At 38.9% G+C, this 19,886-nt stretch carries 19 protein-coding genes and 1 rRNA gene; 13 read left to right on the plus strand and 7 right to left on the minus strand.

The features are described 5' to 3' along the window. Positions 1 to 15 precede the first annotated feature (15 nt). The 7 genes from H0913_RS14575 to H0913_RS14605 all read left to right on the plus strand — a co-directional run bounded on the left by H0913_RS14575 (position 16) and on the right by H0913_RS14605 (position 7,260). Positions 16 to 153 carry a hypothetical protein gene (locus H0913_RS14575; protein ID WP_154632360.1) on the plus strand — a complete coding sequence of 46 codons (138 nt, stop codon included), beginning with the start codon at positions 16 to 18 and terminating at the stop codon, positions 151 to 153. A 158-nt stretch (positions 154 to 311) separates the two neighbouring features. Next, positions 312 to 749, plus strand: coding sequence for a ProQ/FINO family protein (locus H0913_RS14580; protein ID WP_181477499.1), 438 nt, complete (start codon positions 312 to 314; stop codon positions 747 to 749). Between the two features lie 74 nt (positions 750 to 823). Continuing rightward, positions 824 to 1,339 (plus strand): hypothetical protein, encoded by a 516-nt coding sequence (locus tag H0913_RS14585; RefSeq protein WP_181477500.1) that lies wholly within the window; start codon positions 824 to 826, stop codon positions 1,337 to 1,339. A 184-nt stretch (positions 1,340 to 1,523) separates the two neighbouring features. Then, complete coding sequence (locus H0913_RS14590; protein ID WP_004255410.1) at positions 1,524 to 1,697, plus strand: hypothetical protein; 174 nt, start codon at positions 1,524 to 1,526, stop codon at positions 1,695 to 1,697. After that, on the plus strand, positions 1,697 to 2,038 hold the full coding sequence (locus H0913_RS14595; RefSeq protein ID WP_232368793.1) for a hypothetical protein: 342 nt from the start codon (positions 1,697 to 1,699) through the stop codon (positions 2,036 to 2,038). The genes H0913_RS14590 and H0913_RS14595 overlap by 1 nt, the downstream gene beginning before the upstream one ends. 11 nt (positions 2,039 to 2,049) lie before the next feature. Further along, positions 2,050 to 5,400, plus strand: a complete 3,351-nt coding sequence (locus H0913_RS14600; RefSeq protein WP_181477501.1) for a hypothetical protein — start codon at positions 2,050 to 2,052, stop codon at positions 5,398 to 5,400. An 885-nt stretch (positions 5,401 to 6,285) separates the two neighbouring features. Further along, a complete protein-coding gene (locus tag H0913_RS14605) occupies positions 6,286 to 7,260 on the plus strand; it encodes an Abi family protein (protein WP_336298347.1) in 975 nt (324 codons plus the stop codon). Here H0913_RS14605 and H0913_RS14610 read toward each other — a convergent pair. Further along, positions 7,257 to 7,682, minus strand: a complete 426-nt coding sequence (locus H0913_RS14610; RefSeq protein ID WP_181477502.1) for a hypothetical protein — start codon at positions 7,680 to 7,682, stop codon at positions 7,257 to 7,259. The two genes, H0913_RS14605 and H0913_RS14610, sit on opposite strands and share 4 nt — an antisense overlap. A 979-nt stretch (positions 7,683 to 8,661) precedes the next feature. On the opposite strand from H0913_RS14610, the gene H0913_RS18685 reads away from it, so the two are divergent. From H0913_RS18685 to H0913_RS14630, 5 genes are all read left to right on the plus strand, one after another. After that, the gene (locus H0913_RS18685) at positions 8,662 to 8,850 is read left to right on the plus strand and encodes a hypothetical protein (protein ID WP_187710247.1); all 189 of its coding nucleotides are present in this window, start codon (positions 8,662 to 8,664) and stop codon (positions 8,848 to 8,850) included. A gap of 832 nt (positions 8,851 to 9,682) precedes the next feature. After that, positions 9,683 to 9,931 carry a hypothetical protein gene (locus tag H0913_RS14615; RefSeq protein WP_232368794.1) on the plus strand — a complete coding sequence of 83 codons (249 nt, stop codon included), beginning with the start codon at positions 9,683 to 9,685 and terminating at the stop codon, positions 9,929 to 9,931. A 20-nt stretch (positions 9,932 to 9,951) separates the two neighbouring features. Then, positions 9,952 to 11,148, plus strand: coding sequence for an ATP-binding protein (locus H0913_RS14620; RefSeq protein ID WP_181477503.1), 1,197 nt, complete (start codon positions 9,952 to 9,954; stop codon positions 11,146 to 11,148). Between the two features lie 2 nt (positions 11,149 to 11,150). After that, positions 11,151 to 11,708, plus strand: coding sequence for a hypothetical protein (locus tag H0913_RS14625; protein ID WP_181477504.1), 558 nt, complete (start codon positions 11,151 to 11,153; stop codon positions 11,706 to 11,708). Positions 11,709 to 12,674: 966 nt separating this feature from the next. Continuing rightward, positions 12,675 to 14,978, plus strand: a complete 2,304-nt coding sequence (locus H0913_RS14630) for an FdhF/YdeP family oxidoreductase (protein WP_181477505.1) — start codon at positions 12,675 to 12,677, stop codon at positions 14,976 to 14,978. A gap of 110 nt (positions 14,979 to 15,088) precedes the next feature. Here H0913_RS14630 and H0913_RS14635 read toward each other — a convergent pair whose 3' ends face one another. The 5 genes from H0913_RS14635 to H0913_RS14655 form a co-directional block, all read right to left on the minus strand. Further along, positions 15,089 to 16,069 (minus strand): IS5-like element ISEc68 family transposase, encoded by a 981-nt coding sequence (locus H0913_RS14635; protein WP_000082736.1) that lies wholly within the window; start codon positions 16,067 to 16,069, stop codon positions 15,089 to 15,091. Between the two features lie 24 nt (positions 16,070 to 16,093). Continuing rightward, entirely contained in the window at positions 16,094 to 16,294 is a 201-nt protein-coding gene (locus H0913_RS14640; RefSeq protein ID WP_181478855.1) for a hypothetical protein, read from the minus strand. 13 nt (positions 16,295 to 16,307) lie between these two features. Then, entirely contained in the window at positions 16,308 to 17,495 is a 1,188-nt protein-coding gene (locus H0913_RS14645; RefSeq protein ID WP_154602352.1) for an NAD(P)/FAD-dependent oxidoreductase, read from the minus strand. A gap of 242 nt (positions 17,496 to 17,737) precedes the next feature. Further along, entirely contained in the window at positions 17,738 to 18,271 is a 534-nt protein-coding gene (locus H0913_RS14650; RefSeq protein WP_181478807.1) for a DUF1287 domain-containing protein, read from the minus strand. A gap of 115 nt (positions 18,272 to 18,386) precedes the next feature. After that, complete coding sequence (locus H0913_RS14655; RefSeq protein ID WP_181477506.1) at positions 18,387 to 19,178, minus strand: endonuclease/exonuclease/phosphatase family protein; 792 nt, start codon at positions 19,176 to 19,178, stop codon at positions 18,387 to 18,389. Positions 19,179 to 19,465: 287 nt separating this feature from the next. On the opposite strand from H0913_RS14655, the gene H0913_RS14660 reads away from it, so the two are divergent. Continuing rightward, complete coding sequence (locus H0913_RS14660; protein ID WP_181477507.1) at positions 19,466 to 19,693, plus strand: hypothetical protein; 228 nt, start codon at positions 19,466 to 19,468, stop codon at positions 19,691 to 19,693. A gap of 1 nt (position 19,694) precedes the next feature. Here the strand turns inward: H0913_RS14660 and rrf are convergent. Next, positions 19,695 to 19,810: ribosomal RNA gene (gene rrf / locus H0913_RS14665) — 5S ribosomal RNA — on the minus strand. Positions 19,811 to 19,886: the final 76 nt, after the last annotated feature.

Consider the following 19,886-nt stretch of genomic DNA (forward strand, 5'->3'; position numbering starts at 1 on the left):
AACAGAATCCCTGTGATGAATCAAAAACGTTGGGATAAGTGGGATAACGGGATAAGAACTAAAAAAGATAACAGTATTATTAAGTTAGGTTACTTCTATTTATCCCATGTTATCCCAAGCTATCCCAAAGGCAATGATAACGAATTGTTATAAATGTTAATTAAAAACCAAAGTTATCCCAAAAATAAAAAGTCTGGGATAAGAAAATAGGGTGTTTGGGATAAGTTAACTTGATGATATTAAATAGAAATAATGAACTTATCCCGTTATCCCAAAGAAAAATCGTTTTTCGCCTATAGAGAGATATTTAAATGAGCACTCAAACATTGACACTAAAACGGGAAAAATCACCAGTGACGAACACACCAAAAAGCATACAAGCTAAAACGCCACAGGAAGCCTCACAGCAACCGAAGAAGAAAAACAAGGCAGATGTTCACGCGAAGAAGAAACAACACCGTATCGACCGTATAGCGAAGCACTGGACGCTATTCAGTGAACCAGAAGCCAAGCCGTTAATGATTGGCATCAAGGAAGCTATGATTGCTGAGGCTACAGATAAAGGGCTGGATATCCCAGAGAGCCACATTAAACAGGGATTACACTCATATATCAGCCGCAAGGCTTATTTGAAAGCTCTTACTCTGGGCGGCAATCGGTTTGATATGTACGGGCAACCTAACGGAGGAATCACACCAGAACAGCAAGCCATAGCAGAGAAAACGCTGGTGGAATGGAACAAAAAATAGCAAGGTAACAACCGCCAAAGCATAAGCCGAGGCGGTTATGTATAATTGGCCTTATCAACTAAAGGGATCACCAAATGAAAAAAATCATGATAACGGCTCTATTGGCTTTGTTTCTATCGGGATGTGATAACAGTCCACCAGCCCCCTACGGATTTAAGTGGGGGCAATCGGTGGAGGAAATTCAAAAGTTAAACTTAGAGGGGACTATATGCTACGGAGAGACAACATGTAACGTTGAAGAAATGGCAGACCACACTCGCGGACACGCCGTGCTAATGTTTAACAAGGAATCAAAATTAGTTCATATACTTCATACAGACACGCTTGAAATCATAAATACGAGCGAAGAACAGGCGCTAAATGAATATGAACAAGCAATCACCAGCTTGACAGCAATATATGACCCCCCGATACAAAATATAAAAAGATTAGATGATACCTCTAATTTGTTTGGGTGCTTACAAAAAGCCGGTTGCGCTGAATTTGCCGCCAAGTTTAGCAAAGATGGATATACCGTAAATTTGTATATGGTAGATGGAAAAAATAACATGATAAAAATCCTTGCTGATTACGCAACGCCTCAAAAATAATCACCTAGAACAGAAAAACAAAAGCCGACCTTGAGTCGGTTTTTTGTTGTCTTAAATTTCAATTAAATCAAGTTAAGTAGAAAATATTTCTATATTTATATCTTTTTATAGCAATATATTATTGTTTATTTTTTGCTCTGGATTATAATTGTAGTGTATATAACAACAGGGTGTATAAATAATCATGGATAAGCAAAAAAGAACCTTCAAAGCAGTGTCAATTGAAAGCGACATAGTAGATCGCGTTAAAAAATTTAAAGAAAAACAGGGTGAAAAAGATGTTTTCATTCAACGAGCGCCTATTAGCCAATTGATTCAAGGGCTATTAAGTGATGCCTTACAGCGTGAGGGGTTCTAATGGAAAAGTTACAGCAGTTAGCAAGCACCATAGCTCAGATTTATGTTGATGGGCTAAAAGCGGAAACGGGAACAACATTAGTGACTTATAACGGCATTACAGGCGAGGTGATCCCTGAGTTGCTGGCGGCAGGGCTATTTGATAATGCGGTGTATATCGTTAAAACGGATGGAGAGCAAATTGACGTTGAAGGTAAGGCGTTTAATTTACTGTCACCACTGATTAACCTTTCAACAAAGCCTTACTCACTAACAGAGCGTGCTTATAACGTGATTAATTTTTTAAATACAAAAGCATTAAAAGCGCGAAATATTTTATCCAATAAAACGAATTGTAATTAATAGGTGATGATATGGCTGACAGTCAAAGTGTAGGTGGTATTCATTATGATGTAGACATGAATATTGAGGGGTTAGTCGGAGGTGGAAAGGCTGTAGAAAAAGAACTAACCAAGCTTGAGAAAGGGTTTGATGGGGCCAGTAAGGGGATTGCCCGATTAGATAAAGCAGCAATGGCAGTATCTAACTCATTAAAAATGCCCGAGCTAAATAGGCTATCCAGAGATATGGCTCAATTATCAGGGAAGATGGGGGCTAACTCCATCGCAACAGATAAGGCCATGCAGTCACATAATAGATTTACAGGTGTACTTAGCACCGTATCAAGCCAATTAAGCGCTGGATATATTGGTAATGTAGGTAGCGCTACGGCATCACTAATCAATCATACTAAAGCAGCCTTAGAAGCGACACAGGCGGAATTAGCGAACGCTGAAGCCAACAAGAAACAAGCTGAGACCTATCAAGCATCAGCGGCGCAAATGGTGTTAAATGCCAAAGAAGAAAAAGCAGCCGCACAATCAGCAATTGAACTCGCTAAAGATAAAGTGGCGGCAGCAGATAGCTTGACGATATCGTTAGAAAAACAGCGAGTAGAGCTAGAGCAGCAGGTAAAAGTCCAAAGGCAGATATTAAGGGACGCTAAAGAAACATATAAAATAGCGCCAAAAGATGAAAATTTTCAAGATGTTGTTGTCGCTAGAAATAAAATGATGGCTACCGAAAAGAAAATACAAGCCATCGGTAATCAGATAGACAAAGAGCAAGTTTCCGCATCACAGGCCCTGAAAAAAGCTAAAGAAGCAGAAATAGCGGCAAGCGCAAAAGTAACAGCCGCTACAGCGCTTGAACAGAAAGCTAAGGCGACACTGGCAACCGCCAATGAAGCAGTTGCTACAGCTAGCGCAAAAGCGACAGCGGCAACCAAAGCACAAGCTATAGCGATGAATGGCTTGCGTGGTGTAATGGCTTTGCTTGGTGGGCCTACTGGTTTATTCCTTTTGGCAGCCGCAGGAGTTTACGCTCTCTATGAGGCAATGACTGATGACACGGCAATAAAAGAGTACAACGCTAAAATCGATGAGATGATCACTAAGATTGACTCACTCACATCTAAACAAGCGGAAGTAGTTTCTAGAGAGCTTGGCATCAGGATTGCCAAAACAAAAGAAGAATTAGCAAAAAGCGTTGAACAGGCTAAAAAGCTAGAGGCTGGCCTAGCTAACATGAATGATATCCCTAATAAAAACTCGGATGTATTACAATCTATCAAGTTGGCTACTAAACAGTTAGGGGAATACAATCTTGTTATTGTTGAGGGAACAAAGCGAATTAGAGAGCAAGAAGCTCAACAAAAACAATTAAATAAAATTGAAGCAGATAGAAAAGGCCTTAAAGATGAACGCGTAGATGCGATGAACATCTTTAACGAGGCTGCTAAAGGTGCTATTGAATCCAACAAAATGCTAGCCAAAACGATAGAACTAGGCTCTCCTGCGCTAGCTAAGATGGAAATGGAAGTTTCCGCACTTGAACTAAGTTTATCTGCGGCAGGAATTAGCTCAGAAGAAGCTGAAATTCAAATTTCCAATTTAAAGCAAACATTAGAAGCTGGAAGATCTGACAGCTTTGAATTAATGCTTCAGGGTATTGAGGAAAATGTTCAAGCTTTAAAAATCGAGATGGAAGAAGGTAAAGACGCTGCTATAGAGTATTTGGCTACAGTCCAAATGGCTAAGGCTGGTATTAGCGATGATGGTATGCTTGACCGACTTATTTCTGGACTAAGAGAGCAACACGCGCTTCAAACTAAGATATCTAATGGTAAGAAGAAAGGTAGTGGCAGCGGCAAAAAAGATAAAGCGGCGGAGGAGCTTAAACGCCAACAAAATGAAGTCGCAGCACTTAATAAAAGGTTTGAATTGCTTAGCACTGGCGTAGCTGATGCCAATAGAGATATGGCGATATTTGAAGCTGTTCAAAAGCTAGGCGAGAAAGCTACAGTTAAGCAAAAAGAGGCTGTGGAAAAAGAAGCAGCGGAAATATATGACCTTACTCAAAAGGTCAATGACTTCATCCAAGCGCAAGAAGCCACTCCAGAATTAAAGCTGGCTCGTGAGTTCGGAGAGGAAGCTAAAACTATTCGCCGCATGTTTGATGAGGGATTCATCGATAAAGAAACGTTTACGCGATTAGGCAGAGAAGCAACTCAGGCATTTGAGCAGGGCATGTCTGATATTCGCATAGAAACAACCTCAAACAATATCATCACAGATATTGGTGAAAACCGCGCCAAGTTCGACCCTATCCAAGCATTGGCTAATGAAAACACCCGTAAGCTTGCAATGATGAAAGAGTATTACGATCAGGAACAGAAGCTACTGGATGATTCATACGCTAAGCAGCAAATGACCCACGAGCAGTACACAGCGGCTAAATCTGCAACCGATATGCAATATCATCTGTTAATCACAGCAATGGATAAACAATATCAACAGCAGCAGTTAGCGGCACAATGGGAGCTAATGAGGCAGCAGAATCTAGGCTATGAAATGTTGGCTTCAGCGGTTGATTCTCTGGCTGGAAATGCTTCAAACGTTATTACTGGATTAATGACGGGTACGATGTCAGCGGCTGATGCTATGCGCTCATTGGGTAATACGATTCTAAACAGTGTCGTTAACTCAATCGTGCAGGTTGGCGTTGAGATGCTGAAAAACTTCATCATAGAGCAGACTATTGGTAAGGCCTCTCAAGTTGCCAATGCCTTAGCAGCCAAAGCTGGTGGGGCGGCAGCATTAGCAGCATGGACGCCAGCAGCAATAGCAGCATCAATTGCTACAGGTGGGGCAGCCTCATCGACAGGGTTAGGTGCTTTCCAAGCATCAATGCTATCTGGTCAAGCTCTCTCTATCGGGTTAGCCGGTGCAAGATATAACGGTGGACCCGTAAAAGGTGGTTCAGCTTATGAACTTGGTGAGAAGAACCTGCCAGAATTGATGCAAATCGGAAATAAGCTCATCGGCATACCCGGTAATAACGGGAGGGTGTTCAGTTATGACGAAATAACAGGCGCACCAGTGATACCCAAAGCGCCTACAGGTAAGCAGTATCTGAACCATAAGAATAATGAGCGAGCAATATCGAATAAAGATATGCAAGGGGCTGGCGTTGGTGGTGGACTTACGGTAATTATCAATAATTCAGGATCCCCGATGGAAATTACAAACCAAAGAGAGTTTACAGCTCAAGACGGGCAAAAATTCTTAGAGTTATGGTGTCAGAACTTTACTATAGGCGGTATTACAAGAGATACGGTAACACGGTATACAACTGCTAATAGTAAAGCTCATGGATCACTATAAGCAATAAGGGCAGGTTTCTGCCCTTTATTTTGGTACTTTCGTGAACAGTACGCGCGCGAGGGAGAAATATGACTTTTCGGGCACGTTAGCAAAGGCAGTTAGATAGTTTTTACACATCGTAGGACGGGAGTTTTTACACACGCTAGACGGAATTATCGGACACGTTAGCGGTTAGTTTTCGGACATCGTAGCAAGAGTTTTCGAAGTCCATAAAAAGGGTTGAATTAGCGACAAATATAGACATTAAATCTTAACAATTCTTAACGTTTTTCTAATGCCAAAATCTTAAGAAATCCTAAGATTATTACTGGTCGGATGTTAACAATTGTAAACATTCAGATGATAACATTTGATAACGTATTTCAGGCTGTACCACCTCACGAAACATCACGCTATTGATATTTTACTACTAGGGAAAACTAGAGTTGCTACTACAGAAAACTACAGGTTGAACTCAGTAAAATTTAGTCATTGCTGGTGGCTTGAGATGTATAGATATGTCGAGGTGAATTGTGCATATCACTACAAAAAAATGGCGTATCATATCGCTCTGTTTAATATTAAGTATAACAAGCACAATTAAATTTTTGTTTGCGACTAATATCACGATATGCAGATAAATAATTTTTCTTGTGCATTAATAGGTAATCCCGATTAAACTATATGTGGTGTGTATATTTGTTCAAGTCATCTATATATTGAATTTTATGTATGTGAAAGTTGGATTAAGGTAAAGCTAGTGTTGTAGCTTCTATTGACTTATTCAGTTTATGTAGTAAATTTTATCTCAACTGAGCCCGATCCTCTGTTTCTCCATGCTTAAATGCTTTGTGAGTCTCATGGTCGGGCCTTCTATTTTATGGCTCAGATAAAAATAAATAAATCATGATGATAGCTGCAAAACCACATAAGGAATATGCCGAGCAATTAAGCCTTTTACTTGAAAGGGGAATGCAGATTTCTGATCATGATCGAGCAATAAAAAAATTAACTCAAGTTGGTTATTATAGGCTATCAGGTTTTTGGTATACAGCTAGAATAATTGTTACTGGTGATGATGGCCTTTCACGCAGAACAGATCAGTTTCTATCAGGAACAACGTTTGAAAGCGCTTATGACCTCTATTTGTTTGATAAAAAGCTTCGCCTATTAATGCTAGATGCCTTAGAGCGTATAGAAATACATATTAGGTCAGTTGTCGCACATGAAATAGGCCGATTAGATCCTCTTGCGTACCGTAAAACCTCCTTTATGAATCCTCGATTTACTTCTGAGGCAAATAATAAATTTGTTCAATGGCTAACAGCTCTTGATGGAAAAATAAAAGCTAGTAGAGATGAGTGTATTCATTGGCATATTGAACAAAAAAAGGAAATTCCATTTTGGGTTGCGGTTGAAACATGGGATTTTGGGCAAATGTCGAAATATTACTCAATGCTCAATGGTAACTTACAAAAGAAAATCACTCGTCGATTCGGTATAAATAACACACGGCTATTTGCTAATTGGCTGAATGGACTTAATATATTACGAAATAGATGCGCACATCATTCGAGAATATGGAATCGTAAATATGTGCCTTTAATGATTCCGCAAATAGCTTATTTTGATTCACTGATCTCTACCAGTCTCCAAAAAGAACGAATCTATGGACTAGTTTGTGTAATCTGGTATTTAGTTAAACGCATTGCGCCAAACTCAAATTGGCTTCGACAAGTTGCTGACCTTATAGACTCTAAACCGAACATGCCAGGATGTAGCTTTAATCATATGGGATTATCTTCTAGAGGATTCCCTCGGGAAGCATTTGGCGCTGATTTAGGATTTATTACTGCAAGCAATGAGGATAATATATCTTAACGCCCAACTTGTAGTTTTCCTGCTATATCCTTGTGACGCTTCCACGCTGAATAAATATCCTTATCCCACGCTTTACCGCCTTTAGTTTGATATCCAGCCTCGTTAATTCGCTCAGCGATAATGCGACCGTTATCTATACCCTCTGATAGCACCAAATTAACCACAGAAACGACAGCAGACTCATTATAGGTATACGGTGGGATATCTGCCTTACCAGCAATCAAAGATGCCACAGACGATTCTAGGCGTTCCACCAGCGATAACATACGAGCATCAGGATTACTGTCTGGTCGATTTAGTTTCTCTTTGATAGCTGAGACTATCCACGCTGTTTTATCAGTACCAGAGTTCGATACAGCATCATTAAACAGTGCTTGCAGTTCAGCAGGTAAACGAAAGGCAATAAGATTAGATTTACTCATGATAATAGTCCGTTATTAACTCAATAAGTATTTATTATACCAGCGTATAACATTGTTATACAGATTAGAAAATATAAAATTGCTAGTAGATTTAATGAGTAATTGTATAACTTAATATAACAAAGTCAGGGTAACTTACTGTAAAACAAGCAGAGCGTATTATTGCGCCTTGTAACTGACTAAATATATGGCAAAGCTCAAATTTGAGCGCAGTCTAATTTTACCAATAGAATCAATCGGCTCATTTTTGAGCCTGTATTTATCAATAGAAACAATGCCCTCAAAATTGAGGAGAGGTAACGATTGTGATTATGGCCATAGTCGGAAAGGGTGACAGTTGAAATGCTACCCTTGATACTAAGGACGGCTTGAAATGAAGCTCTCATATCAAAACCACAAATTAGTGCCTTTAGCCAATGTAGCTAAGTATTAGCCAATACAGCTAACTATCCAAAAAACACGGTGTAGTTATTTTGATAACAAAAAGAATCACAGTAATAACGTACCGAAATGGTACTAATATAAACCACGGCGGTACTATAGTGTTGCTATAGTGATTGTAAGGTATCCGCTTTGGTATCCACCGAAAAGGCTATATTTTACTGGATACTCTATCCGCTGAATGTTGACAATTGTTGACATCAGAACCTGACAAAACCTGACATCGAGTCAAATAAATTTATAAGCCCCGTCCAAAATTAAATAGGTACGCAGTAGGTATGTGTTTAATTCTAACGATTCGTTATAATCAAATAAAATCATGATGTTGTATAAAAGTACGCAGAATGGTACGCAGCAAAACAAGGGTAATAAGTTTTGACTAGTCTTGACGGATTTAACTTGGTTGCTATCTTGACGGTTGCCACTATGGTTGCCAGCAAAACAGCATGTTTTATGCTAGTGGAATGATGGGCTTTGATTATTCCAATTCAGCACAATCAAAGTATAGCGATAATCACAACACCTTTGAGGTATAGCCATGTTACAACGTGAAGCAATAGAAGCCGTTATGATGGAGTTAGCCCACCAGCAAGGACAATTACTCAATGGACGCGATAGGTTAGCAATTAGAACAGGTGTAGCCCAGACAATACAGGCTAAAGAGCGTCACAGGCGTAGAATGACAGCACCTACCTACCAATGGACGAAGCCAGCACAGAAACGGTGATGCGAAGATAATCGCAATGGTCAAATATTAAGCGATGCAAGAAAAAGTGCGACGGTATACAGGCTATAGGTTGCCTTGAAATCAAGGGCACTTAAGGCGACTTAATAGGACTCCTTGATATTAAGGAGTCATGAGGCTCTGAAATCGGAGGCTCGTCACTGGTTGGCAATATTCCAATAATGGCCACGAGATAAAAGTAACCACTTTGGTAACCACTAAAAGTAACCAGAAGACAAATTTGTCCTCTGGGAATTAATTCCACAATGCGAATAATCACTCTGGATAAAAATCAACAACTTAAACCATGCTACCCTCATTGATGAGGGAATCAAAATAAACGTTACCGCAATATTTTAAAATTGATGTTGCCCTCACTAATGAGGGAAAGATAGGTAGCGACAATAACGAACTACGGCAAGATTACGACAAGGTTGAACGGTGAGATTACGGTGAGGGTTAAGCTAATAACGGTAAGGTTACGGTAAGGTGTTAACCCTGATGTTACCCTAATGTTTCAAGTGGTCGCTGTGACCTCTCGTAATGCAAACAATGCGTTGCCACCTCTTACCATTGGTCACTGACACGATGACCAATGAGCGTTAATCTGGTTTTGTGACAGAATTAAACGTTATCAATCAGTTATATTTTGATTCCGTCGATTTAACGGAATTAAGTATAATCAACAACTTATATCTACATACGGGATTATCCCGTATCATCATGGATAAATTGACGTTTGGATTACCCCTAGAAATTGGAATTATTACCCAATCTTCCAGAGTCCCATCAGCATTTTATTTTAACCAATAGCTTATATTGTGATGGTATCAAGATGAATAAACCAGAAATGAGAAAAGCAAAATCAATCAGGATCACCACATCAGGAACGGTAATAAAAGCCCCTGAGAGAGTTAAAACAGCCACAGGTAAAGTTATGGCCACAATGACTATTCAGGCGGAGAGTGACAAGCGTAGCCCGTACCCATTAAAGAAGATAGTGAGAATTAATATCAACAAAAGGTGTGATTTAATGCTAATTTATTTGACTACTGTAGGGAATGAAAATATCATCAGGGTATAATTTCCATAAGGTGGAAAAAAATGATATTCACTAATTTGTATATAGACAATCTTTACTCCTTCAAGAATAGTAATCTTTTACTAAGTTTTGTTAGACCTCCAGTTGATTCAGGCATGATGGTTGATGAATATTTAGACGGAAGAGACAAATTTTATTTCAAAAAGGCGTGTCTGATTTCTGGTGCGAACGCGACTGGCAAGACGTCTTTAGGGAAAATTTTATTGGGTATACAAATTTTCGTCTCAAGAAAGCAGCTTAATTCTGAATATTTATCTATTTGTGATAAAACCAAGTCTGGGCAAATTATTGTTGATTTTGTCACGCCTGATGACTTTTTGCTACACAGGCTTCATTTAGAGATAGAAGAAAAAAATAATACTCAAATTATTTCTAAAATAAAATATGGCAGAATTTATATTAGAAAAGATGATAGTTGTAGAATTGCAACGGGAAGGCTTGATGAGCTATTTGACTGCGGAGTTTCAGATTCTATTAAATCGTACTACCTTGATAGTGATATATTAGGGGTTAGTTCCGCATATGAAAGCTTTACGAAAGAATATTTCTATGGCGGGTGGCATTATATATTCTCGGAGAATGAAGAGGCTACGACTACTCTAAATGATCTTGATTTTGATATTTTATCTAAGATATTAAAAACATTTGACACATCAATTAAGAATGTTGTCAATTTAACATCTAATGAAGATGAACATGACATTAATGGCTTTGCTGTCCGTTTCAATAATGGGGACTCCCCATTAATTGGGAAGGATGGAAAAACTACTGACATGAATAGATTTTCACGAGGGACATTTGAATCAATTAAAGTCGCACACTTATTGTCGAGAATTATTTCTGATCGAGAACTAGAAAACAATAACGCGTCGTTCGTAAATTCAACTTATTTTCTTGATGAGAAGATGGCGTATTGTCACTCAGAATTAGAAAAGATAGTTCTTACTTTACTTATTGATAAATTGCCTAGGTATGGCCAGTTGTTTTATACAACTCATAACTATGATGTTTTAGATTTGAGATTACCTCCACATAATTATACATTTACCAAAAAAAATGAAAAAGGTGAAACCGAGTTTATTGATGCGGTATCTCTTGCTAAAAAGAATGACAGATCATTGAAAGCATTAGTTAGAAGTAATTATTTCGAAACCGATCCAGATAGCACCCTTTTGTTAGAGCTTCTTTTAGAGGACTGAGTATGAAAAAAAATCCTCTTATATATTTTTTTGTTGAAGGTGAAACAGAAGATGTCTTGATAAAAGACTTAAAGAAAAAATATAATTTTACGGTTAAAAATATTAGAATAATAAATCTATGGAACATAGCAGAGAGAAAGATAAAAGCTCTACTAACTACATTAGAGCTAAAAAAATCGCATGTTTTTATTATTTATGACACCGATAGAACGGAAAATATAGCTAATTTTCTAAAGAACATAAATATTATAACAAAATACTCATCGAAAACTTACATTTTACAACAAAATGATAATTTCGAGGAGGAGCTGGCATATGCATGTAATAAATCTAAGCAATTGATATATAGTTGTTTTTGCGCTCAAATTACATCATGTGATAATTTTAAAAATTCATTTATCGACTGTAGAAATAGATTGGAAAAATTAGAGGGATTAGATTTCAATGATAATAGGTTATGGGACAAGGATAGGGACTTGCTGGCACACATAGAAGATCAAGGTAGTTCAAAATTAAAACGTTTTAGCTTTGAAGATTTTAAAAATGATTTTATAGGTTAATTTGTCGTTACTGTCCTATCACTATTCTTGGATAGCCCACTCATTCTATTTTGTACACCTCATATTGAGATGCGCAAATAATCACTGCCGTCACTTGAAATCGCATTAGTGATAATCACTCATTCCGTTTGAAACAGAGGCAGTGAAAAACACGGGGAGGGTTATTTCTGGTTGGTGTTTCATTATCTGCAATAAAATTGCCATTGATGATATTTATGCAATGCTGGTGGCTTTGGGAAAACTGAAGCCTGAACCTCTTAATTTTTGAGTCACAAAATAAAAAGGGGGCATAATTGGGGGCATGACACGAAATTGAATGAGTCTAATGCGTTTATAATCAGTGTATTATGTGTTTATATTGAATCCTGTAGGGGTACCATTCTCAAGTAAGCGCATATCAATCGACATCACGGATGTCTTTTTTTATGCCTAAAATTCAGGGAATCAGCTGATCTTAGCCTTTCTTCGTTCAATTAACGTCCACCTATTCAACTATAAGGTAATTCATCATTAATACCTAAAATAGTTGTAGATTTTGGATGTTGATATCCTTGTTAGGTGATGAATATGGTGCTTTCTGCTCAAACTAAGCCATATAATATTTAACTGTTGATTTTGTTATTTAACACTTCATTAATTGAATTATATTATATTGCAAAATGTCCTATTTGTTTAAAACAGAGCAAGAACATGTATGTGGATTTATATATTTATTTGATAATTTTATATTTTTTAAATTCACTAGAGTTTTAATCTATAGCCGATACATTAAAAGTTATTAATGGAAGATAATTCCTTATTATTATTAATTCTATTTGATATGTTATCCATGAAATAATATTTCATTTTTTTAATTATATTCAAAAAAAGATAAGTCGGTATTCGTCACTCCACATTAATCATAATTACACTGTAATAAAATAACGTTTATTTCTTGTTACATTTAAATTTAAAAGAGTAATGAAAATGAAAGAAAAAATCGAAAATTACACTGGACCTGCGGCGGGTTGGGGGGCAGTTAAAGCTGTCGCTGAAGCTATACGCGAGCAGATGGATATTGTACCCGATATTATTACTATGTTTGAAATGAATAAGCCCCAAGGTTTTGACTGTCCAGGTTGCGCATGGCCCGACCCTAAACATAGTGCATCGTTTGATGTCTGTGAAAATGGTGCAAAAGCGATGGCATGGGAAGCCACGGCAAAGAGAGCAACACTTGAGTTTTTTGCGAAACATACCGTTAGTGAATTGTTAACGTGGAATGATTATGACTTGGAAAATGAAGGTCGTCTAACTCACCCAATGAAATATAATGAGCAAACAGATTGCTATGAAAAAATTGAATGGAACGATGCGTTTGCTCAAATAGGTCAACGGTTATCAAATTACTCAGATCCTAATTCTGTTGAATTTTATACTTCAGGTCGAACTTCAAATGAAGCTGCGTTTTTATATCAGCTTTTTGCCAGAGAGTATGGAACCAACAATTTTCCAGATTGTTCAAATATGTGCCATGAGCCGACAAGTGTCGGGCTTGCCGCCTCAATAGGTGTGGGTAAAGGTACGGTATTACTTGACGATTTTGACAAGGCTGATTTAGTGATTTGTATTGGACATAATCCAGGAACGAATCATCCTCGAATGCTCAGTTCACTTCGTGAAGTATCAAAACGAGGTGCCAAAATTATCGCAATTAACCCTTTAAAAGAAAGAGGGTTAGAACGATTCACTTACCCGCAAGATCCAATTGAGATGTTGGCGCTAGAGTCCACGCCTCTCGCAGGATATTACTATAAAGTTAGAATTGGTGGAGATACTGCATTAATTAAGGGTGTTATTCGCATCATTATTGAGCATCACGATGCGGCGGTAGCAAAAGGTCAAGCGCCTATATTAGATAATGAATTTATAAGTACTCATACCGTTGGTTTCGAGGAGCTTAAGCACGATGTATTGTCTACTTCTTGGGATGATATTTTATCTGTGAGTGGCATGACTCGCGATGAAATGGAACAAATTGCTCAACTTTATATTGAAGCAAAAAGCACTATTATCTGTTATGGAATGGGAATTACGCAGCATCAGCATGGCACTCAAAATATTCAGCAACTGATCAATCTTTTATTATTGAAAGGTAATATTGGTCGGGATGGTGCGGGAATTTGTCCATTGAGGGGGCATTCTAATGTGCAAGGCGATCGTACCGTTGGAATAACCGAAAAGCCAAGCCAATCTTTTCTAGACAAAATTGAGCAACGCTTTGGTTTTAAGCCTCCTGTCGCTTTTGGTCATGCGGCCGTGGCTAGCATGCAAGCAATCTCTGAAGGGAAAGTCAACGCATTGATTTGTATGGGTGGGAATCTTGCTGTTGCAATGCCGGATAAAGATGCGTGCTACAGTGGAATGAAAAAACTTGATATGGCTGTTCATATTGGGACCAAACTTAATCGGTCACATTTGTTGACGGCAAAGAATACATTTTTATTTCCTGTATTAGGTCGTACAGAAGTAGATATTCAAAAATCAGGTCCGCAAAGCATTACTGTTGAGGATTCTATGTCAATGGTACATGCTTCACATGGCAAGCTAAAACCTGCTAGCCCATATTTAAAATCTGAATGTGCCATTGTTGCTGGTCTCGCCAAAGCGACGATTCCTAACTCAAAAGTTGAATGGGATGATTTCATTGATGATTACGATAAAATTCGTGATGCAATGGAAGCTGTATTACCAGGTTTTGAAGATTACAACAAAAGAATCCGAATTCCTGGCGGTTTTCATTTAACAAATGCAGCGGCTCAGCGTAAGTGGTTAACTCAATCAGGTAAAGCAAACTTTATAACAACTGAAGGTGTCATTGAAGATCCAGAGTCTGCGACACATAGCGAATTAGTTTTGGCAACTATACGTAGTCATGACCAGTACAATACAACTATTTATGGAATGAATGACCGCTATCGTGGTGTTTTTGGACAGAGAGACGTCATCTTTATCAGTGAAGCTCAGGCAAAAAAACAAAAATTATCTGCGGGTGATAGAGTCAATGTTATTGCCTTGGATAATCGACAAAATAGGACTAAACGTCGTTTAGATAATCTAAAAGTGGTTATCTATGATATGGCTGATCGCTGTGTTGCCACTTATTTTCCTGAAGCAAATAATTTGATAGCACTTGATAACTTTGACCCTCAATGTGGTATTCCTGCGTATAAAAATATTCCAGTAATTTTAGGGAAGCTGCGATTAAGTGGTCCGCAGCTCCCGATATGACGCCCCAAACCGTCCTTTATCGACGTCCTGTGGCTCAATTTTCCAATTTTCAGCCCAAAATCGTCTCTTCGTGGCTGATTTTGGCCCTGTTTCAGGCCAATTTCCTCATTTCAGGTAGATCTCGCCTGTGCCCGTATCAATTGGTCAACTCGAACCAGGTTCGCCAGGGTGAATAACATCGCCAGTTGACTGTCATTTTTAGCCAGCCCCTTGTACCTGGCTTTGACGAAACCAAACTGACATTTTACTATCCGAAATGGATGCTCAACCTTCGCTCGGATACTCGCTTTCAGGTATTCGTAACGGATGGCCAGCTTGTTCTTGCGCGGGTGTTGCTTCAATGCATTCACTTTGCCGGGACGCTTGGCGATAAGCCAGTCTGCGCTGACATCGCTGAGCTCATCGCGCTTTTCGGCCCCCTGATAACCAGCATCGGCTGAGATAAACTCTTCATCGCCATGCAGTAACTTGCCAACCTGATTGAGGTCGTGCTCGTTAGCCGCCGTGGTCACCAGACTGTGGGTCAGGCCACTTTTGGCGTCCACGCCAATGTGCGCTTTCATGCCGAAGTACCACTGGTTACCTTTCTTGGTCTGGTGCATGTCTTCATCACGGCTGTTGTGTTTGTTTTTGGTAGAGCTGGGGGCTTGAATGATGGTGGCATCCACCAAGGTGCCCTGGGTCATTAGAACGCCACACTCTGCTAGCCAGTGATTAACGGTACTGAAGATTTTGCGGGCCAGTTCATGCTGCTCCAGCAAATGCCGGAAATTCATGATGGTAGTGCGGTCTGGAATGGCTTTATCCAGTGACAGGCGAGCAAATTGGCGCATGGAGGCGATTTCATAGAGGGCATCTTCCATGGCCTCATCGCTCAGGTTGTACCATTGCTGCATGCAGTGAATACGCAGCATGGTTTCCAGCGGATAGGGCCTGCGACCATTACCGGCCTTGGGATACACAGGCTCGATAACGCCAAGTAATTTGTCCCAGGGAAGCAAGTCATCCATTCTGCCAAGGAAAACTTCTTTGCGGGTCTGGCGGCGTTTACTGGAAAACTCACTATCGGCAAAAGTCAGTTGCTGGCTCATCCGGTTACTCATTCTGGGTTCAGGTTACAATACGATGATCTCACATCTCGGACTTATTCGCACCTTCCCTAATATATCGACAAGATCGGATACTAGTGAAAGTAGATCCACAATATTGTCTAGGCGATTTAACTGTAATAACGGTGCTAATTTTTCAGCAAGATGATTACCGGATTCTGAGCTTAATAATTCAACCAGTTTGCTTTGACTTTCATTATTAGACATTTTTAATTCCTTATTAAACTAAGCCACGGATTGCTGCCCAATAAATACCTCTATTGAAGCCATTTCTTAGTAATCCACCGAGTTTCGTTGGCGGAGTCGGAATAACATCGTGCTTGTAATCATATTGCAGAGGCATACCCGCCGTTAATCCCATTTGAGCAACAGCTTGCACTCGACCATCATAAATAGCCGCTGGATAGCCATAAATCAACTCGCCACAAATATTATCAGCGATAATTGCAGCTTGGTTATGGCAGCTACCGCCGGCTTTACTAATTGGTAAATCAACCGTGTCACCAATTACATAAACGCCTTCAACACCATAGACTTGCATAGTTTCATGATCGGTCGGTAACCAACCTTCACCATTATTGTGTTCACTTAACCCTGTATTCACGACCGCCTCTACCGCAGTAATTGGTGGCGTGCTAATTAATAAATCGAAAGGCTGTTCATCCCCTTCTTTGGAATAAGCTAGTTTCTTATCTGGGTCGACTTTACTTAAAGTGAATCCTCGCTGAGCTTTAATATCTCTAGTAACAAATACTTCTGGAATAACTTCACAAACTGGCTGTTGCATGAATAAACAGTTACGCAGTAATTGTGCAACCGTTGGGTAGGTATAAACAATTTCAATATTATCTCTAACCCGACGTTTACGTAAAAATTCATCAATCATGAGTGTTGTTTCCATCGGTGCTATACCACACTGATGGGGAACATTTGGTGTTTCAGGAAATGAAACGGTAATAAAAATACGACCTTTTTCAATCTTAGATAATTGATCGGCTAATTTACGCGAGGCATCATAGGCATAAAAATGGTTACCCATTTCCTTTAATCCTTCAATGCGTTCAGGTCTTGGAATACACCCAGTTGCAACAACTAAATAGTCATAGTGATATTTTTTATTATTTCTTGAGTGTAATTCTTTATTTTTAAAATCAAAAGAATCAACTTTATCAATGACTAATTCAATTTCTGGCCTTAATAATTCACGCTCAGGTCGGCTTAATTCTTCTTTAAAGAACATATTAAAAGCCACATACATAAATGCAGGTTTATAATAATGTATCGGATTATCTGTTATTAACGTTATTTTTATTTTTTTAGAAAAAATGTCTTTATTCAGTTTTCTAGCCAAAATATTAGCTAACATGGTACCGCCAGTACCACCACCCACAATAACTATATTTTTCATGATTTAAAATCCTTAAGAAATAAAACAACTCGATAAATAAAACCTGCTCATCGCCGTGCTTTACACTTAGTAAATATAGTTTAATGCCAATAACAACCAATACAATAAATTGCATATAATTCGAAAATTAACAAAAAAAACTAATCACTTTGAGATATTAAAGTACTTTCTCCGGTAAAAGAAAAGTCATACACTCATAAATAACAAAATAAACTTCATTACAACTCATTGAAATAATAATATTAATATGAATAATGCCCAACTATCTTCCATTTAAACAAGATGTCCTCGGCGACTTGCCCATATCCAATATTATGCATCACTAAGTAATATTGATTATTCGACGCTTTGATGGATGTCACAATTCCTATATGTGGACGACCGTTATCTAAACGCCATGAAACGATATCGCCGGGCAAATAATCCTCCCCTTTTAACGTAATAGGTTTAACCGTGCCTTTTCGAGCAAAAAAGGTTTCTAAGTTAGGTACTCGCCGATGATCAATGTTGGTATCAGGCTTACGAAGCCCCCACATTTTTTGGCTTGGATACTGGCTAAAATTTTTCTTCATATCTTCATGAAGCTGTTTTTGAAGATCAATACCCAGCTTACGATAACTGCGGATCACAACATCAGAACAGACACCATAATGGCTGGGAACATCCCCATTGGGGTAATCTATCTGGCGATAAGATGAATCATAAACAACAAGGCGAGGTAACTGTTCAGCCTGTTTTGCCAATTCAAGGTTATTTTTTCCTAATGCATAGGACATGCAAAATAGTAAAGCGATGGGTAATAATCGTTTCAAGGTATGGTCCCCGCAAAATAGAGAATCAAATCTACAATAATTACAGGGATAAATAAGGTGGGATAATCTTAAAAAGGCATTACTTAGTTAATTTAAATTGGGTAATAATAGGGTTATGATCTGACGCATCCGTCTGTAATATGTGGCTTTCTTTCAGTTTTAAGCCGCGGTAAAACATAAAGTCTAATGGACGACCAAACGCTTTTGTCCGTAAATCTGAATCGTAGAGAACTTCCTTCAAGCCAACGGAACGAATAAAGCGTTTTAATGCATTTACTCGCTGACGGCTCCATGCATTAAAGTCCCCAGCGAGAATAACGGGACCAACATGTTTGCTAATGTGAGAACCTAATTTACTCAATTGCTTCGTATACACATCAACCCCAAAACTAAAGTTGATTGCGTGTACGTTCGCTACCATTAAATGCTTACCATTAGGCAATGGATAAACTGTGATCAACGCCGATTTCGCTAAACGTAATAACGGTTCTTTTTCTCGTAATGGGCAACAATAAATAGGGTGAGCGGTCGCGAGTGTCATTACCCCTGATGGATGAGGAGAAAAAGGTAAGGCAGGGACTTGGTCTGCTATCAACTGATGTGAAGCAGCAAAAGAAACCAATTCTGGTGACATTTGTGCTTCTTGGAGCAATAACAGTTTTTTTTCTTTAACGAGCTCTGCTAACGTAGATTTCCAATTTGGTCGCTGCTGCTTATAAATATTCCACGTAACAACATCCAACGTTTCACCAGCAGGAAACAGAGGAAGACCAATAGGAAGAGAATCTCCCAGCATATGGATTGGCATAGGCTGAATACGTTTTGCAGGCTCGCCTGCAATGTACCGAACAGAATAGGTTCTTTTAGCCACGTACCGGATTCCCTACGAAATTGATAACAACAATATTGTTGTCGACTATGCTAGTTTAGCATTGGTTTGACTGACTCAAGTGCAGTATATCAAATATCTTGCAGGTTATCTTACGGAACTTATTATTCCTTTTTGTGACTTTTCCAGGTTAGCCCAACTATCTTCGTCAAATTACCTGCCATCCGCCATGATAAACTTGCAAGATAATGGCTTAACAAAGAAAAAACATACACGTAATAGAGGCATTCTTTACTACTTGATTAGGATATAAGGCGGGTAAGGTTAATATGGCGGTCGGTTTTCAACTCAATATACAGGGCAATTTTATTGCTGATAGTAAAAACACCGTTTATGGGTTGGGAAGCAAAGCGATATTAGGCGCTTTTAGGCAGTTAGTGAGTAGAGGCATCACCGACGTTGTGAATGGTAAAACAGTTAGTGGTATACCTTTCTATGATTTCCAGTACCCCAAACGCAAAAAAGCCACCCAATGGGTGGCTTCTCGGCTAATTTAATGTCTGGCAGTTCCCTACTCTCACATGGGGAGACCCCACACTACCATCGGCGCTACGGCGTTTCACTACTGAGTTCGGCATGGGGTCAGGTGGGACCACCGCGCTATTGCCGCCAGACAAATTCTGTTTATTCCCGTTTAGCCTTTAATCCACTAAACCAGAATATCAATCCTGAACAAGCTGTTGTGTCCAC

It is taken from the genome of Providencia rettgeri, from assembly GCF_013702265.1.
GTDB classification, from domain to species: domain Bacteria; phylum Pseudomonadota; class Gammaproteobacteria; order Enterobacterales; family Enterobacteriaceae; genus Providencia; species Providencia zhijiangensis.

Excerpts from the sequence above, each read along its gene's own strand:
- H0913_RS14620 (WP_181477503.1), top strand. The coding sequence starts at position 9,952 with ATGATATTCACTAATTTGTATATAGACAATCTTTACTCCTTCAAGAAT.
- H0913_RS14610 (WP_181477502.1), bottom strand. The coding sequence starts at position 7,682 with ATGAGTAAATCTAATCTTATTGCCTTTCGTTTACCTGCTGAACTGCAA.
- H0913_RS14600 (WP_181477501.1), top strand. The coding sequence starts at position 2,050 with ATGGCTGACAGTCAAAGTGTAGGTGGTATTCATTATGATGTAGACATG.
- H0913_RS14640 (WP_181478855.1), bottom strand. The coding sequence starts at position 16,294 with ATGTCTAATAATGAAAGTCAAAGCAAACTGGTTGAATTATTAAGCTCA.
- H0913_RS14650 (WP_181478807.1), bottom strand. The coding sequence starts at position 18,271 with ATGTCCTATGCATTAGGAAAAAATAACCTTGAATTGGCAAAACAGGCT.
- H0913_RS14590 (WP_004255410.1), top strand. The coding sequence starts at position 1,524 with ATGGATAAGCAAAAAAGAACCTTCAAAGCAGTGTCAATTGAAAGCGAC.
- H0913_RS18685 (WP_187710247.1), top strand. The coding sequence starts at position 8,662 with ATGTTACAACGTGAAGCAATAGAAGCCGTTATGATGGAGTTAGCCCAC.
- H0913_RS14660 (WP_181477507.1), top strand. The coding sequence starts at position 19,466 with ATGGCGGTCGGTTTTCAACTCAATATACAGGGCAATTTTATTGCTGAT.
- H0913_RS14625 (WP_181477504.1), top strand. The coding sequence starts at position 11,151 with ATGAAAAAAAATCCTCTTATATATTTTTTTGTTGAAGGTGAAACAGAA.
- H0913_RS14645 (WP_154602352.1), bottom strand. The coding sequence starts at position 17,495 with ATGAAAAATATAGTTATTGTGGGTGGTGGTACTGGCGGTACCATGTTA.
- H0913_RS14595 (WP_232368793.1), top strand. The coding sequence starts at position 1,697 with ATGGAAAAGTTACAGCAGTTAGCAAGCACCATAGCTCAGATTTATGTT.
- H0913_RS14580 (WP_181477499.1), top strand. The coding sequence starts at position 312 with ATGAGCACTCAAACATTGACACTAAAACGGGAAAAATCACCAGTGACG.
- H0913_RS14585 (WP_181477500.1), top strand. The coding sequence starts at position 824 with ATGAAAAAAATCATGATAACGGCTCTATTGGCTTTGTTTCTATCGGGA.
- H0913_RS14630 (WP_181477505.1), top strand. The coding sequence starts at position 12,675 with ATGAAAGAAAAAATCGAAAATTACACTGGACCTGCGGCGGGTTGGGGG.
- H0913_RS14615 (WP_232368794.1), top strand. The coding sequence starts at position 9,683 with ATGAATAAACCAGAAATGAGAAAAGCAAAATCAATCAGGATCACCACA.
- H0913_RS14635 (WP_000082736.1), bottom strand. The coding sequence starts at position 16,069 with ATGAGCCAGCAACTGACTTTTGCCGATAGTGAGTTTTCCAGTAAACGC.
- H0913_RS14605 (WP_336298347.1), top strand. The coding sequence starts at position 6,286 with ATGATGATAGCTGCAAAACCACATAAGGAATATGCCGAGCAATTAAGC.
- H0913_RS14575 (WP_154632360.1), top strand. The coding sequence starts at position 16 with ATGAATCAAAAACGTTGGGATAAGTGGGATAACGGGATAAGAACTAAA.